At 67.1% G+C, this 16,188-nt stretch carries 13 protein-coding genes; all 13 read right to left on the bottom strand.

What is annotated here, in order from left to right:
- Window positions 1–67: 67 nt before the first annotated feature.
- The gene (locus tag C0R46_RS06270; protein ID WP_102958757.1) at window positions 68–2,395 is read right to left on the bottom strand and encodes a flagellar hook-length control protein FliK; all 2,328 of its coding nucleotides are present in this window, start codon (window positions 2,393–2,395) and stop codon (window positions 68–70) included.
- A complete protein-coding gene (locus tag C0R46_RS06265; RefSeq protein ID WP_102958756.1) occupies window positions 2,392–3,843 on the bottom strand; it encodes a hypothetical protein in 1,452 nt (483 codons plus the stop codon). The genes C0R46_RS06270 and C0R46_RS06265 overlap by 4 nt, the downstream gene beginning before the upstream one ends.
- Complete coding sequence (locus tag C0R46_RS06260; RefSeq protein WP_245413449.1) at window positions 3,840–5,033, bottom strand: MotB family protein; 1,194 nt, start codon at window positions 5,031–5,033, stop codon at window positions 3,840–3,842. Before C0R46_RS06260 ends, C0R46_RS06265 begins: the two co-directional genes overlap by 4 nt.
- The gene (locus C0R46_RS06255) at window positions 5,030–5,863 is read right to left on the bottom strand and encodes a hypothetical protein (protein ID WP_102958754.1); all 834 of its coding nucleotides are present in this window, start codon (window positions 5,861–5,863) and stop codon (window positions 5,030–5,032) included. Before C0R46_RS06255 ends, C0R46_RS06260 begins: the two co-directional genes overlap by 4 nt.
- Window positions 5,860–7,638: a flagellar basal-body MS-ring/collar protein FliF gene (gene fliF / locus C0R46_RS06250; RefSeq protein ID WP_245413448.1), complete on the bottom strand. Its 1,779-nt coding sequence runs from the start codon at window positions 7,636–7,638 to the stop codon at window positions 5,860–5,862. Before fliF ends, C0R46_RS06255 begins: the two co-directional genes overlap by 4 nt.
- A 273-nt stretch (window positions 7,639–7,911) precedes the next feature.
- Window positions 7,912–10,377 carry a flagellin N-terminal helical domain-containing protein gene (locus C0R46_RS06245; protein ID WP_102958753.1) on the bottom strand — a complete coding sequence of 822 codons (2,466 nt, stop codon included), beginning with the start codon at window positions 10,375–10,377 and terminating at the stop codon, window positions 7,912–7,914.
- A 325-nt stretch (window positions 10,378–10,702) separates the two neighbouring features.
- Window positions 10,703–11,470, bottom strand: coding sequence for a flagellar type III secretion system pore protein FliP (gene fliP, locus C0R46_RS06240; protein ID WP_425349872.1), 768 nt, complete (start codon window positions 11,468–11,470; stop codon window positions 10,703–10,705).
- A 17-nt stretch (window positions 11,471–11,487) separates the two neighbouring features.
- Complete coding sequence (locus C0R46_RS06235) at window positions 11,488–12,045, bottom strand: flagellar basal body-associated FliL family protein (protein WP_102958751.1); 558 nt, start codon at window positions 12,043–12,045, stop codon at window positions 11,488–11,490.
- A gap of 252 nt (window positions 12,046–12,297) precedes the next feature.
- On the bottom strand, window positions 12,298–13,002 hold the full coding sequence (flgH, locus tag C0R46_RS06230; RefSeq protein ID WP_102958750.1) for a flagellar basal body L-ring protein FlgH: 705 nt from the start codon (window positions 13,000–13,002) through the stop codon (window positions 12,298–12,300).
- The gene (locus C0R46_RS06225; protein WP_102958749.1) at window positions 12,999–13,691 is read right to left on the bottom strand and encodes a MotE family protein; all 693 of its coding nucleotides are present in this window, start codon (window positions 13,689–13,691) and stop codon (window positions 12,999–13,001) included. The genes flgH and C0R46_RS06225 overlap by 4 nt, the downstream gene beginning before the upstream one ends.
- On the bottom strand, window positions 13,691–14,884 hold the full coding sequence (flgI, locus tag C0R46_RS06220; RefSeq protein WP_102958748.1) for a flagellar basal body P-ring protein FlgI: 1,194 nt from the start codon (window positions 14,882–14,884) through the stop codon (window positions 13,691–13,693). Before flgI ends, C0R46_RS06225 begins: the two co-directional genes overlap by 1 nt.
- Complete coding sequence (gene flgA, locus C0R46_RS06215) at window positions 14,881–15,348, bottom strand: flagellar basal body P-ring formation chaperone FlgA (protein WP_245413447.1); 468 nt, start codon at window positions 15,346–15,348, stop codon at window positions 14,881–14,883. The genes flgI and flgA overlap by 4 nt, the downstream gene beginning before the upstream one ends.
- A 32-nt stretch (window positions 15,349–15,380) precedes the next feature.
- Entirely contained in the window at window positions 15,381–16,169 is a 789-nt protein-coding gene (flgG, locus tag C0R46_RS06210; RefSeq protein WP_102958746.1) for a flagellar basal-body rod protein FlgG, read from the bottom strand.
- Window positions 16,170–16,188: the final 19 nt, after the last annotated feature.

Here is a 16,188-nt window from a genome sequence, read left to right as displayed (position 1 = left end):
GTGCGGACCTGAACCAAGACGGCCGTGGCGGCCGTCTTGGTTCAGGTTGTAATTCCGGAACAGGCGATCAGACGAAGTTGGAGGCGTTGCCGCGGCCGGTCTGCGCCGCGGGCTCACCGCGAGCCTGGCGATAATTCCGCTCGCCCGAGCCGCTCTGCTGGCGCGACCCACTGCCGTCGGACTGCGCCGAGCCGCCGCGGCCATCGCTGCCCCCGGACGGATCCTGACGCGCCCCATCCTGCAGACCGTTCGCCGTGCGGAAGGTCGACGGCTCCCTGGCCACGATGGTGATCGCGGCCTCGTCAAGCGTGAAGCCGGCCTTCTCCAGCAGCGACTTCAACCCATCGCGGTCACCGGACAGCTTTTCGGCCGTCCCCACTTCGCTCGCGGCGAGTTCCACCGTCAGCTGCCCGTCCACGAGCCGCATCGAGACGTCCAGCGTGCCGAGATCCGCCGGGTGAAGCTGGATCTGCATGGTCTTCATCGCCGCGCCGCCGGCTTTCAGTCGGAAGGCGCCGGCCGTATTGGCTTCGTGCGAGCGAGCCGAGCCGGCAAGCGGTGCCATGGCGGAGATGATCTTGCCCGCCACCTGTCCAGTCATCGACTGGGCGTTCGGCAGTTCCGAACCGACGGAGACGTCGATCACGCGTGCAGCTTCCGTGGGTTCGCTGGCGCGGCTCCTCGGGCTCGCATCGTCGTTGGATGCGGCCGTCACCCGTGCCGCGTCGGCGGCAGCGGCACCACTGCCGGCGCGGCGGTTGCGGATACCCGCATCGCCCTTCACTGCAACCGCGTCGACGCTGTCGGCACCGCGTGGCGTCGCAGACGCGCCTTCGGCGCCGGCCATCGCAGCCTTGACGTCGCTCGTGTCGGCCGGACTGCGCTGACGCGACGTCGAAACGTCGCCGCTCTGCCGGGTTCCGGCCCGGGCCGCGGCCGAGGCGGCAACCGTTGCCGGGTTCAAAGCACCTTTGGCGGCAGCCGAGGCCTGGATACCCGCCGAGGCGGAAGCAACAGGCTGACGCATCTCCGCGGCGGGCTGAGCGCGCTCCTCCTGATGGAGGCTGGCAGCGCCCGTGCTGGTGGATGCTGCAGCGTTAGGGGTGGCGGCGCGATCGGCGGACGGCGTCTTGGCGGCTGCGAGCACGCGCTCGAAGGTCGTGGCTGGAGAGAAGCCCGGCCGTGACACCGCCGCCGGCTTGTTGTCTTTCGGCTGCTCCGGCGCGGTTGTGGCGGACGAGGCACCGAGATCCGCCAGGAGATCGGCGGCAGCGTTGCCCTGAGGCGCCACAGTTGCGCCTGCAGCGGCTTCGGTGATCTCGCCCGCTGAAGCCGGCGGCCCGACGGTCGCGGCCGGCGGCACGGTGGTCCCAGCCGGCTGGGGCGTCGATCGCGTGGCGGCACGGGGCGTGTCCTGCGTCATCGCCTGGCGCTGGAGCGCCTCGCCTCGTGCGCTGGCGCGGCTGGAGCGCGGGTCGTCCTTCTGTGCCTTGGCGACGTCCGCCACCCGCGATGGCTGACCGTCCACGGCGAAACGAGACTTTGGCGCATCGCCGGAGGGATTAGGTTCATCACCGCCGACGGCAGGCGCCTCGTTCCCGTGCAGCGGCAGTTCGGCGTCAGAGGCGGGAGCGGCGTCCTCGGAATGCGACGTGCCGAACAGGGCGTCGGCTCGGCGCGTCGTGGCGTTCTCGAGGACGACGCCCTGGTCTTCGTTCGGTTCGAAATGCGTTTCCATGTGGACGACGTCGACACGCAGCTTCGGCGCCGGTCCGTCGGCCCGTGCCGCGTCGTCCCCGGCCTTCGCCGGCGTCGCCGTCAGCGCGCTCAGGATGTCGAGACTGTCGGTCGAACCCATTTCGGGCATGGCAGCGGAATCGCTCGGCATCTGCATCGAAGATGCATCGCTAGTGTCAGTCACTGCGACCGTCTTCGACGTGTCGGCCGTAGCGACCATCTTCGACCCTTGCTCAGGGACGGCGCCGTCGGCCGATCCTGTCCCCGTGGCGGCAGGCGCTACCGGAATGGCAGTCTGCCCGGACAGAAGATCGGCGAGCCGGTTGGCCGACGTCAGCGACGAACGCGCCGCATCGCTCCCCTCCTCCGAGGCATCGGAGCGATCCGCATCCGTTTCGCTGGTCTCGGCCTCGGCAGCAGCGGCGAGGTCGATCGGCTCCTTGGCCTCGGCCTTGCCCGACTTACCGGTCTTGCCGGCAGCCGAAGCACCGTCGCCCCGACGCGTTTCGCGGATTTCGGCAGCCTCACGCGCCGCCTCGCCGTAAACGAGATCGAAGGCCTTGGCGGCGGAGTGGCGCCCCTTGGCGCCGGCTTTGCCCTCGGCGGTCTTGCCGGCGGCATCGGCATCACGGGCAGGCGTCTGAACTGCGACTTTCATGGTCCCTGCACTTTCAAATCATTCGATACCGCGTCCAGGAGGCGCTGCGCACGGGCAACGACCGGTCCAGTGACGTCGGTTGACTGCGGTTCCGGCGTTGCCGGCGAGATGTCGGACTGCGCGAGCGCAGGCTTTTTCAGTTCCTCGAGGGCCGAATAGGCCGCCTTCAGAAGCTCCTGATCCGGCTGGAGCAGGAGGTTCGGATCGATCGAGTTCAGCGTCGCCGTGGCCTCGCCGATGCTGCGCGAGGGCAGCGACGAGGCGATCGAGTACAGGATCGCCCGCTGACGATCGGCCGGCTTGGCGGCATCGAGGGCCAATGCTGCGGACGAAGCATCGCCGGCAAGCGACATGTTGCCGAAGACCAGCGCCCGCCGTCCGACCGCGAGATACAGCGACAGCCGGTCCGGCATCGGCAGCCGAGCCGTCGCGTCGTCGATCTCCGCCATCGTCGTGGAGGCCTTCGGGGTCTTGCGCTCGGCATAGACGGCCGCGAACCGCGCCCGGAAATTGCCGGCATAGGCGGATTCGCCGAACCGGTCGAAATACTGGCGCGCCAGACGGTTCGACTTCGCCTTGTCACCCTGCGCCTCGACCAGCATCACCTCCAGCCGGAGCGCCGCTTCCTCAATGAGACCGCCCGGCGCCAGCAGACGAGCCTCGTCGAGATAGGCAATCGCGCTCTTGGGATTGTCGAGCTGGTTGATCTGTCCGAGCACGAGGTTGATATGCGCGGCGATCCCCGGCTCCATCGGGCGGAAGTCGAGCGAACTCAGCTTCTGCTTCGCCTCACCAAGACGGTTCTGCACATAGGCGAGCGCACCCTCCATCAGCGTCCGGTCGGCGATGAACTTCGAGGAGCTCGCAAGGATACCCTCCAGCACCGACGGCGGGCCGCCACTGAAAACGAAGAGAGCCGCAGCCCGCATGTTGCGCGGATCCGCCCAAAGCTCGGGATCGGTCGCCAGGAAGACCGGACCGAACCGGCGCAGGAGGGCAGCCTGCACCCTGATGGCGTCACCGTTGCCGCGCGCCACCTGATCCTGCAGGAACTGCAGCGAGCGGATGATCTCGAACGGCATCGGCGGGCGCGTCAGCTTCCACGGCCCGGCATCGCCGGCGGTGGTATGCGCCGGCGTTGCAGCCTCCGCCTCTGCCGGCGCGGCCGGCACCGGCTGAGGCGGCACCTGCTCGGCGGAGGCAGCGGGGTTCGCCGCGCCCTCATCCGGCTCGTCCCGCAGCGAGGCCGGCATGTCGCTCATCGTATCGCCCGGCATCGGCTGCATCGCCGGCGTGGCCGCAGCCGGCGTCGGCGCGGGAGCAGCCGGTGGTTCGCTGCCCTCGGCCGTTGCTTCGCTGTCCTGCGCCAGCGCCGTGCCGTGCAGCGATGCGCCGATAAGGAGCGCTATGGCGCTCGCGGCGGCCAGCGCCGCTCGATGCGACCTCATGCCTTCGGCTCGGTCAGGAGGATCTCGATGCGGCGGTTGACCGCCGCATTCGGATCCTTCGCGTCGCGGGGGTCGCGATCGGCGACGCCTTCGATGGCGCTGACACGGTTCTGGTCGAGCCCGCCGCGCACCAGCATGTAGTAGGCCATGTGTGCACGGGCGGTCGAAAGCTGCCAGTTGTCGTACTCCTCGCCGCGATAGGGACGCGCATCGGTATGGCCGCGGATGACGAGCGAGCCTTTCCGCTCCGACAGGATCTTGGCGATCTTCTCCATCATGGCGATCGTCGCGGCCGTGGGGCGTGACGAGCCGACCTCGAACATGCCGCTGATGACATTGTCCGACAGCGAGATGGTGATGCCCCCCTTGCCTTCGGTGACCTCGGCCTGCGAGGCCACACCTTGGCCAAGAGCCTTGATCTCCTGTTCGATCTTCTCGCCTTCGGTCTTCGGCGCATCCGCATCCGCAGCGGCCGCGGAAGCGACCTTGGATGCATCGGCCGGCGCCGTGGCGCCGGGCTTTGCGGCTGCATCCGCGCCGGCCTTGGCGGCATCCGCCTCGGCTTGGTTCGGCTGGCCCGGCGGCGCGAGCGTCACCGTCGTCGGGAATTCCGCCGGCGGCGGGTTGGTGTTCTTGCCGTCGGAAGCGACGGCATTCGGCGACAGCTGCCAGGACGACGGATCGAACGGATCGCGATAGGCTTCGCCGCCATTAAGACCCGGCAAGCCCGTACCATTCGGCCCGCCCGCATCGAGCTGGTTCTTGCCCGTGCCGGGGCCGCCTTCGGCCGCGATCTCGGCGAGAACGGCATAGGGATCGCGGAAGACGGCCTTATCCTCCCCGCCCTTCTTGTCGCCGGCGACAGGCTTGCCGCCCGGCTCGCCCGGCGCTTCCTTCACGCCGGCATCGCGCTGCGGGATCGGCAGCTGCGCGCCGGCATTGCCGTCGTTGAGCCCGCGGGCCGAAGGCGTCGAGTCGTTCAGCTTGATCGGGTTGAAGTACTGCGCGATCTGCTTCTTGGTGGCGTCGTCCGACGAATTGGTCAGCCACATCACCAGGAAGAACGCCATCATGGCGGTCATGAAATCGGCGAAAGCGATCTTCCAGACGCCGCCGTGATGCCCCTCCTCTTCGCCGCCCCTGCGCTTGACGATGATGATCTCGCCGCGATGATCGTTGGGCGAGCTCACGACAATGCCTCCTCAACCGCCCGGCGCCATGCCGAAAGGCGGGTTTCGATCACGGTCTTGTCCGCCGCGATGCGGATCTCGCCGTCCTGTTCCTGCGGTTCGAAGGTCACGAGCTCGCGCTTCTCGCCGAGCCGGTCGGCGAAGTCGGCGAGCATGTCGGTCGGGCCGGAGGCGACGATGCGGAAGGCCTGGCCGTCGAGCGTCATCGTACGCACGGCATCGACGAGCTGGCCGACCGTCTGCTGCTGGCGGGCGCCAGTGGCGAGCGGCCGCAGGACATCCGAGATCGAGCCGCGGATGCTCTTCTCGAGCGCCACCAGGCCTTCGCCGAAGCGCTCGGCCAGGCGCGCGCCCTCGGCAGACGACCACTCGCGGCGGGCCGCATCGACGGCCTCGGCAAGCGCGGCGGCCGCCTTGCTGCGCTCCTCGGCTAGCGTCGCCTGGAACTCGGCCTCCATTTCCCGGCGCTGCCAGTCGCGACCTTCCTGGAAAGCCTTCTCGCGAACGCTCTCGATGTCGAGGTCGGGGGCCGGAAGCTGAAAGCCGAACGAGCCGCCCTCCGCCTCATCGTCACCGTCGGTGCCCAGATTGGCGAGGAAGGCGTCCGGGTCGAAACCGCCCGGCGTAGCATCCTCGTCGTCATCACCGGCACCGAAGCTGCCGAAGCCGGTGAAGTCGTTGCTCTCCGCGTCACGATCCGAGACGAGCGAGAGATGCTCGAAGACCGGCTGGCGGGTGCGGGTCGCAGAACGAGCCGGCTCGAAGGCCGCCTTGGCCGCGTGGCGCTCGTCGAACTCCGAGAGGTACTGGGCGAGAGGCGTCGCGCTCATGCCGCTTCCTTCTGGTGAATCCACTGCTTGAGGATCGAGGCGGCCTGGGCTTCATCGAAGTCGATGAGCTTTTCGAGCCGCGACTGAGGCGAGTTGCGCTGGCTGCGGGTGAGGTCTTCGAGGAGCATCGGGTCCATGCCCTCGCCGCCGTCGGCGCCACCCATGGCTCCCATGCCGCCCATGCCACCCATGCCATTGCCGTCGCCAAAGTCGATGCCGGCGAGGAGGTTGGCCGCCAGGTCGTTGGTCATGGCCGGATCGCCGAAGCCGCTGCTGCTGTCGTCACCGATCGAACCAAGGCTGCCGAGGTCAGACATGCCGGCGTTCTGCAGCTCCAGCGGGCTGTCGGCGAGCGAAGCGTCCGCAGCCGGCGCCGCGATGGCACGGATGGCAGGCTTCAGGCCGAACCAGATCAGGAGCACCGCCACCGCCAGCGCCGTCAGCGCGTTGATGAGGGTTCCGGACTGGCGCATGAACATCTCGCCGAAGCTCGTCGCAGGCACCGGCTCGAGATCGCCATTCGCCACGAAGTCGACGGCGGTCACGGTGATCTGGTCGCCGCGCTTCTCCTGGTAACCGGAAGCCGAGGTGACGAGCTGCTTGATGCCGTCGAGGGCCTGGTTCACCTGCTCGTCGGTCGCGTCCTTGCCGACGCTTTCCTTCAGGCGGTTGCGGTCGACGACCACGGCGATGCTGAGGTGCTCGACCGAGTAGCCGTTGCTCGTGGTCGAGACGGTCTTCTCGTTGATCTCGTAGTTGGTGAGCTCCTCGCGCCGGTCGGTCTCCTCGTTTGAGTTCTTGCCCGTGCCGGCGCCCTGGGTCTGCTCTTCCGGAATGTTCTGGTCGACCGTCGCCGGCTGATTCTCCGACGAGTTGGCGGACTTGGCGTTCTCACGCACGGTGCGGGTCGAGCGCTCGACGCGGCCGTCCGGATCGAAGATCCGCTCGTCGATCTTCTTCTGGTCGGTGTTGACGCGGGCGGCGACGCTCGCCTGGAAGTTCCCGACGCCGAGATAAGGCGCGAGCGTGCGGCGGATCGAATCCTCGACGCTGCCCGAAACGATCTTCTCGATGCCGAAGAGCTTGGTCGGCGCGGCCGAGAGCGAATCCTCGCCGGAGGCAAGCAGCGTGCCGTCGGAGTTGAGGATGGTGACCTCGTCCGCAGTCATGTCCGGGATGGCGGCCGCGACGAGCTGGCGGATCGCCTGCGCCGAACTGAACCCGTCCGCATTGTCGGTACGGATGACGACGCTCGCCGAGGGCTTCTGCCGCTCGCGGCGGAAGGAGCCCTCCTCCGGCAGGACGATGTGGACGCGCGCGGCGCGCACATCCTTCAGGCTCTGGATGGTGCGGGCGATTTCGCCCTCCAGCGCGCGGACCTTGGTGACCTCCTGCATGAAGGAGGTGAGGCCGATGGAGCCGAGCTGGTCGAACAGCTCGTAGCCGGCCTTGTCGGATCGCGGCAGCCCGTTCTGGGCCAGCAGCATGCGGGCATTGCCCGTCTGCGAGAAGGCGGTGGTGATCGAATCACCTTTGGCGCTGACCTCGAAGGGGATGCCGTTCTCGCTGAGGACGGCGCTCATCTGCGCGACGTCGTTGCGCTCGAGGCCGGAGTACAGAACCTCCTGGTCGGGCTGGCTGAGATAGTAGGCGCCAATGCCCACGATCGCGATCACCAGCGCGCCGATAATTCCCAATGCGCCGAGCTTGCGCGGCCCGAGGGCGCTCAAATTCGACCAGATCTGCTGTGCCTGCTCGCGCCCGACGATCGCCATCAAGCTCCCCTTGCCGCATGTGCTGCTGCTGCCGTGTGGCCGGACTATTGCGGGGCAAGCTTGTGCGGGGGTGGCGGGTGCTGGGCAAAACAGCCGCTAATGGCCGCTGCAGATGGAACCTTCCGGAAGTATCGGCATGCGGCGCCTCGCCGCAGTGTCCTTGTTAAACGACAACACCTCCCGGCGATGCGCCGGGAGGTGCTGTTTCGGTCGGTTCGTGCAGACCCTGCAGGTGGAGCGCAGTGTCCGCGTTTACCGTCAGTTTCGTTCCGCTTAGCGGAAGAGCGACAGGACGTTCTGAGCCGACTGGTTGGCGATCGAGAGAGCCTGGACGCCGAGCTGCTGCTGAACCTGCAGGGCCTGGAGGCGGGTCGACTCTTCGTTCATGTCGGCGTCGACGAGACCCGAGACACCCGCGTCGATGGTGTCGATCAGGGTGGTCACGAAGTCCTTCTGCAGGTCGATACGGCTGGACACCGAACCGAGCGCAGCAGCCGCCGCGGTCACCTTGGAGATCGCGTCGTTGACGACCGAGATGTAGGCCTTGAGGACGTCGGTCTTCTGGCTATCGGTGAGGGCCTTGAAGCCGTCCGAGTTGATGTCGATCTCAGCGACCGAAATCGTGTCGGCACCGACGTTCGAGCTCACGCCGCTGACGGCGATCGTGCCGGCACCGGAGTTAGACGCCTTTTCGAGCACGAGGTGACCCGCGCCGTCATCGGACGCCGTGGCTGCGATGCTGTTGGCCGCGAAGACCGAGTTCAGCACCGTGGCGTAGTCACTGGCCGAGCTGATCGTGCCGCTGGAGAAGCCAGCAGCGACAACCGCTGCCTTATCGACAGTCACGGTATGCTCCGTGCTGTCCAGCGTCAGCTTGAAGGTCACCTTGTCCTTGGCGCCGAAGGTCTGCGTGCCGGAGAACGCACCGGTGCCGGTGATCGTGGCAACCGTGCCGGGCGAGCCCGCCGCGCCGCCAGTCGTTGCGCCGACCGTCAGGCCCGCGGTGTGGGTGGTCGTGCCATCACCATCCTCGGCACGAACGCCGGAGATCGCGAGCTGAGCAGTGGAACCTTCCTTGACCGTGGTCAGGGTCATCGCACCGCCAGCGGCGATATCGAAGTTCACGCGGTTCGCACCGGTGAAGACCGCATCAAGAGCGCCCTGAACCTTGGCCGCGAACAGGGTCTTGTCGGCGGCGGCCGAAGCAGCCGTGCCTACGAGGCCCGCGGTGTCGACGGTGATGGTCGAAACCGTACCGTTGACGTTCAGGTTGAACTTGATCTTGTCGCCGGACGCGAGGTCCGTGTTGTCGAAGGTGCCGACGGTCATGGTCGCGGCGGCAGAGGAGCCATACGACACAGCCGTGGAGTTGGTGAAGCCGAGCGTGGCAGCGATGCCGCCAGGAACGACGTTCGTCACGCCGATGGCCTGCTCCGCACCCTGGTTCTTCGTCGTCAGCGTGACGTTACCGCCAGTGGTAACGCCGACGATGATGTCGCCAGCAGTATAACCGGCGCCGGCCATAGCCGTGTCGATCGTCGTCTGCAGCTCGCTGATGAACGTAGCGTCGTTCGTCACCGCGCCCGTGATTGCCTGCGAGACGTTGACGACGCGCGAGCCATACTGGATCGTCATCGCCAGCGTATCGCCGGCACCCGAGGTGCCACGTGCACCGCCGGTGTAGACGGCCGCAGCGCCGGTTCCGACGGTCGGCAGCGGGTAGGAGCCGGCGCCGAAGAGGCCGCCGAGCGCCGTCAGGTTGCCGTCGCCGTCATTGCCCGTGACGGCGCCGACCGTGATGGCCGCCGACGTGCCGGTGGCGACGGTCGAGATCGTCACTTCCTTGGTCGCGGGATCAACCGCAGCGATGGCCTTGCTGGCGCCGATGGAGTCGACGATGGCCTGGTTCAGTCGCGAGACGAAGTTCGATTCGTTCAGGCCGTCCGTCGCGAGCTTCACCGCACCGGAGACACCGCCCACAGTCAGGTTGAAGTTGATCGTGTCGCCACCGCTGATGTCGGAAATGTCGAGCGTGCCGAGGGAAACGACGCGGGCCGAACCGTTCGAAACCGCAGCGCCGCCCGTCTGCGCGCCGAAAGCAAGCGCGGTGGTCGTCGGGACCGACGCGGCGTTGTTGCCGCCAACGGTCAGGTAGGTGCCGCCCGAGATCAGCGCAGACTGGCTGTTGAGGATGCCCTTGCCCGTGCCGCCGGCGTCGAAGAGCGCCGTGCTCGACAGGTCGATATTGATCGTGCCGATCTCAACCGTGTTGTCAGCGTTGCGGGAGTAGGAAGCGACGACCTGCTTCGACGTACCGGAGATGTCGGAGTCGATCGAAAGCCAGTTCTCGCCGGAGAAGACCGAGGCGTTGGCGATCGAGGTCAGCTGGTTCTGGTAGGCGTCGATGTCGGCCTGGACAGCGGCGCGATCAACACCGGCCTGGGTGGCCGAGGTCAGCTTCGACTTGATCTCGTTGAGCGCCTTCAGCGACTCGTTGAGGCCCTTGTAGGCGACGTCGACGGTGGCGGCGCCGAGGCCGAGCGCGTCCTTGACGGTGGAGAGGGACTTGTTGTCCGACTTCAGCGTCGTGGAGATCGACCAGTAGGCGGCGTTGTCCTTGGCTTCGCCGATCTTCAGGCCAGTGGAGATGTGGTTCTGGACCTTGTCCAGGTTGCTGTTGGTGTTCTGGAGAACGCGGAGAGCGGTCGTCGCCGCGCCGTTGTAGAGAACGCTAGTCATAGGAGAACTGTCCCGAAAACTGGTTGAAACCTTTGGGGGACATTCCGGGTCTTGCCGGCATGGCGGTTCGGCATCATGCCTTTGGCCGTCGCATCAAACGCGATCTGGCCAATCCGCCATGTCTCGAATCTACAGGGGACGCTTTAACGCCGAGTAAAAGCCGATAAAAACGTGGCGAGGCCGGCAAGAGTTCCATCCGCCTCGGTGCCTATCCGCCCCCATCGCCTAGCGCGTTGTTGCATAACGCAAAAAGCCCTTCGGCATTGGGGGCCGGAGGGCTTTCGATGCTTGCCGTTGCGGCAGCTGGGGAGGGCCCGAGGGCCCGTCAGAAGAACGATCTGACCAGTGAGCCTACAAGCATGTTCCATCCATCGATCAGGATGAAGAACAGGATCTTGAAGGGCAGCGAGATGATGGTCGGCGGCAGCATCATCATGCCCATGGACATGGTCAGCGTCGCGACGATCATGTCGATGACGAGGAAGGGCAGAACGATCAGGAAGCCGATCTCGAAGCCGCGCCGAAGTTCGGAGATCATGAAGGCCGGGATCAGCACCCGGAGCTCGACCGATGGCCCCTCGCCGGCGCCCTGCTCGATCGTCTCGACACGGGTGCGGCTCGTCGCCTCCGCGATGTCGCCGAACAGTGCGAGGTCCTGCGAGCGCACCTGGCTCAGCATGAAATCGCGGAACGGATCAGAGATGCGGGTGAAGGCTTCCTGCTCGGTGATCTCGTTGTTCAGCATCGGCTTCAGCCCGTTGTTCCAGGCCTTGTCGAAGGTCGGCGCCATGACGAAGAAGGTCATGAACAGCGACAGCGAGATCAGGATGAGGTTCGCCGGCGTCGTCTGCAGGCCGATGCCGGTTCGCAGGATCGACAGCGCGATGACGATACGGGTGAACGAGGTCACCATCACCAGAAGGCCCGGCGCGATCGACAGGACCGTGACGATGCCGAAGAGCTGGACGATGCGGCCGGATGCCGCGGCGTCGCCGGCCGGGATCAGCGAGGCGAGAGCGTTGGCGGCCGAGGTCTCCTGCGCGAAGGCCGCGGCAGGCACGAGAACGAGGCCGGCGAGAAGCGCGGCGCTCAGCAGCGAGGCGGCCCGGCTCATTCCGCCACCAGTTCCTGGATGATGTAGTCGACGACCGCCGGCGAGCGCATCTTGGCGCGTTCGGTCAGGTCTTCCTTCAGGTGCAACAGCCCCCGCGCGCCCTCGATCTGGGCGAGCTGCACCGTTCGCAGGAACACCACCGCGTCCGACTGGATCTGCTGGGCGAGCAGCTCAGGGCTTTCCTCCGTCTCCTTGGAACGGATCACCACCGAGGCGCGCAGGCGCAGATAAGTGTTGTTCGGCGCATAGACATTGGTGATGACGGGCTGCAGCGGCAGGATCACCAGTGGACCCTTCTCGGGGTCGCCGCCATAAGCGTCGGTCTTCGCCTTGGCCGGCTCGGCCGCCGTCTCAGCGCCCTCGCCCGCAGGCTTGGCATCGGCAGCCGCGGCGGGCGCTTCGGCCGTCTGGCTGCCGAGCATCTTGCCCATCAGCGCGCCGCCGCCGGCCGCGATCACCGTCAGCACCACGACCGCGATGATCGTCGGCATCGGGCTCTGCTTCTTCGGCGGGCCGGCCAGCGCGGCCAGGATATCAGCGTTCACATCGGTCATCGGCGAACCCTGCGGTCAAGGGTAAAGGCCGAAAGGGAGGGGCGCTCATCGCCGCTCGGACACCATCGGGCCTGCGCCAAGCACTAGCGGGTCAGCCTGTTCCGAGACTTGCTTAACAAATCGTTAGTGGTGGATTGCAGGGAACCAAACGCCGCGACCTCCGGACCCTGCTCCACGGTCGCCAGCCGCCCCCCGCGGAAACGCAAACGGCGGACCCTGAAGGCCCGCCGCTCGACATGTCGAATGAGGCGGTCAGTACGGCGCGACGATGTCGTAGATCTGCTGGCCCCAGCCCGGCTGCTGCACCTCCGTCAGGCGGCCCCGGCCGCCATAGGAGATGCGGGCCTCGGCGATCTTGTCGTAGAAGATCGTGTTGTTGGGCAGGATGTCGCGCGGGCGGATGATGCCGGCGATGGAGAGCACGCGCACCTCGAAGTTGACCCGCACCTCCTGCTGGCCGCTGATGAACAGGTTGCCGTTCGGCAGCTCCTGCGTCACCACCGCCGCGACCGAGAGGTCGAGGAATTCCGAGCGCGAGATCGAGCCGCTACCCTTCATGTCCGATTCGTTGCTGGCGCCGAGCGAACCGCCGAGCGTGCCGATCGACTCGCCGTCAATCGAGCCCTTGAAGTCGAGGCTGTTGTCGATCTCGCCCTTGCGGTTGCGCTTGGTGTTGTTGGCCAGCGCCGCCTTGTCGTTGATGCGGATCTTCACCGTGACGATGTCGCCGACATTGAGCGCTCGCGGATCGGTGTAGAAGTCCGCCCGCGCATCGGTCCACAGCGAGTGCTCGCCAGCGGGAACGGAGGGCGGGAAGGCCGCTGGCGTCGCCTGCAGCGGCGGGTACTGGTAGACGCCGGAGCCGACCGGCGAGAGCCTGGGCTCACGCAGGAAGTCGTCCTTCGTCGTCGAGCAGCCGGCGAGGAGTGCCAGCGCCAGGAGCGCGAGTGCCCTCATGACTGTTGTCCATCTTTCGGCGCCGCGATCGGGGCGTCAGGATCGGTGGTCTTGGCGACGATCAAGGCGGCAAGATCGGCCGCGGCCTTGGCCGGCATTTCCGCAAGAATCGAGGACGCCGTGCGGGTCTTCAGCTTGGCGAGCACCGAAGCGGCCGTCGCCTGATCGAGGCCGGCCAGCTGGGCGGCGGCTGCGTCCGGCTTCATCTTGGCGTAGATGTCGATGACGATCGGCGAGGCCGCGTCGAGGAACTTCTGCCGCTCCTCGAGCCAGCGCTGGAAATCCTGGCGCTTGGCTTCGAGCTCCGCGATCTTCTGATCGATCTGCCCTTCGATCTCCTTCAGCTGCGCGGTCTGCGCGGCGTAGCGCGCGTCCTGCACCTTGTCGGCGATGTTCAGGCAGTAGCTCTCGACCTCGGTCGGCTGGGCGAGCGTCGCATCCGTTCCGTCGGAACCGACGCGGCGCAGCACCTGCGGCTTGATGTCAAAGGGCTGCGCCAGCTTGGCCGGCCCTTGCGCGGCGCCGGCCGCGTTCTCGTTGATCACCGCCGGGGCGGCCGTCTCGGCCTCGATGCCGGCCGAGCCCGGCGCGTCCTGGGCGAAGGCGGCAGGAGCGCCGACGGCAAGTGCGGCCGCCAATGCGGCGCCGCCCAGGAGATCGACGAGGCGGGAGCGTGTGATCATCGTCATTACTGCACCACGAGGTCGGCCTGCAGGGCACCGGCCGTCTTGATTGCCTGGAGGATGGCGATGATGCCGGTCGGCTTGAGGCCGATGCGGTTCAGGCCGCGCACCACCGTCTCGAGGTCGGAGCCGCCGACGAAGGCGAAGTTACCGCCGGTCTGGGTCGCGTCGACCACCGTGTCCGAGGTCACGGTCGTGCGGCCGTTCGACAAGGGCGCCGGCTGGGATACGGATGGCATCTCGGTGACGCGCACGGTGAGGTTGCCCTGCGTGACCGCGACCGTCGAGATCTGCACGTCCTGCCCGATCACCACCGTTCCGGTGCGCTCGTCGATGACGACACGGGCGGCCTGGTCGGGCGTCACGGTCAGATCGCCGATTTCGGCCATGAACCGCGTCGCGGAGATCTTCGTCGGCTTGGTCAGCTGGATGGAGCGGAAGTCGCGTTCGCGCGCCACCATGCGGCCGTAGCGCCCGCCGGCGAAGCGGTTGATCGCGTCCACCACGCGGATCGCGGTGCGATAGTCCGGATTGCGCAACTCAACGGTCAGCACGCTGTCGTCGAAGCCGCCCGGCACCTCGCGCTCGACCAGCGCGCCATTGGCGATACGGCCGGCGGTCGGCACGCCTTGCGTCAGCGACTCGCTTTCGCCGGAGCTGGTAAAGCCGGTGACGGCGACCGAGCCCTGGGCGACCGAATAGATCTCGCCGTCGGCACCGTAGAGTGGCGTCATCACCAGCGTACCGCCCATCAGCGACTGGGCGTCGCCGAGCGAGGAGACGGTAACGTCGATCCGCGAGCCCTTGCCGACGAAGGCCGGCAGCTCGGCGGTGACGATCACGGCCGCGACGTTCTTGCTGCGCGGCGAGTTGGAGCGCACGTTGACGCCCATGCGGTCGAGCATCGACTGCATCGCCTGCTCGGTGAACGGCGAATTGCGCAGGCTGTCGCCGGTGCCCTGCAGGCCGATGACGAGGCCGTAGCCGACCAGCTGGTTGTCGCGCACACCCTTGACGCTCACGATGTCCTTGATGCGCACACCACCGGTGCGGGGCGGCGCTTCCGGAGAGGCGGCGTAGCTGTAGCTCGGATTGGGCGCGGCCCGCGTGTAGGTGACCGCGGAGATGTCGGCTGGCAGCGCGGTGCTGGCCGCAAAGAGCCAGCCGCAGAGGCCGAGAAGGAGCGTGCGGGATCTCATCTGGCGCTGACCTCGATGGTTCCGTCGGCTGCGACCGTCCCCGTCACGACGATGCCGCTGTCGGAGTTGCGCACGCGGATCGTCTCGCCCTCGCCGCCGGACTGGAGCGGTGTCGCGGGACCGGTAATGATAAGACCGCCGTCGCGATAGACGAGCGTGGTGCCGACACCGGCCTTGACGATGTCCGGGTTCTTCAGGTCGGACAGGAGGATCGGCTTGTTCGGCAGCAGCGTGCGGCGGGCGACCTTGCCGTTCAGCATCGCCTCTTCGATGGCATAGGCCGTGAGCCGTTCGCCGGGGATGCGGAAGCGTTTGGAGCCGACGCCTTTGTCGAGCACCGACTGGCCGGGATAGATGACGGCCTGCGGCGTCGGCAGCTCGATGTCCGCCGCCCGGGCTGCGATGGGGCCCAAGAGCGCGCCCGCAAGCACGCCGGCTGCGATCGCGCGGATGGCGGCGTGCATGGCTTTCCTGTGCTTGCGGGCGAAGGCCATGATCAGCGCAGGCCCTTGGAGACGATGCCGGACATGTCGTCGGCGGCCTGGATGACCTTGGAGTTCATCTCGTAGGCGCGCTGCGCCGAGATCAGCTCCGAGATTTCCTTGACGGGATCGACGTTGGAATCTTCGAGGTAGCCCTGGCGCAGCGTGCCGAAGCCCGGATCCCCGGGAACGCCGGCGACCGGCTGGCCCGACGCCGTAGTTTCGGCGAAGAGGTTGCCGCCCTGTGCCGCAAGGCCCGCGTCGTTGGCGAAGGTGACGAGCGTCAGCTGGCCGAGCGACTGCTGGTCGGCCTGACCATCGATCCGGGCGAACACTTCGCCCGTCTCATTGATCGTCAAGTCCTTGTAGTTGGTCGGCACCGTGATCGCGGGATCGACGGGAAAGCCATCGAGCGTCACCAGCTGGCCGTTGGCGTTCGTGTTGAGCGCACCGTCGCGGGTGTAGAGCGTCTCGCCGCCCGGACCCTGGACCTGCAGCCAGCCCTTGCCGACGATCGCGACGTCGAGCGTGTTGCCGGTCTGCGCGAGCGTGCCCTGGATGTGGACCGAGCGGATCGCCGCGGTGCGCACGCCGAGGCCGAGCTGGGCGCCTTCCGGCACGACGTTGTCACCGCCGCGCACGGGCAGACCCTGCATACGTTCCACCTGGTACAGCAGGTCGGTGAACTCGGCGCGCGAGCGCTTGAAGCCGGTCGTGTTGATGTTCGCGATGTTGTTCGCGATCACCTCGACATTGGTCTGCTGCGCGCTCATGCCGGTCGCGGCGATGGCCAGTGCTCTCATGGGACGTATCCTTGGGGGA

This window comes from Mangrovicella endophytica (assembly GCF_002893625.1).
Classification (GTDB): Bacteria; Pseudomonadota; Alphaproteobacteria; order Rhizobiales; family Rhizobiaceae; genus Mangrovicella; species Mangrovicella endophytica.
The sequence above is the reverse complement of the archived record's forward strand: the minus strand, read 5'-3'. Positions and strand labels throughout refer to the sequence as shown.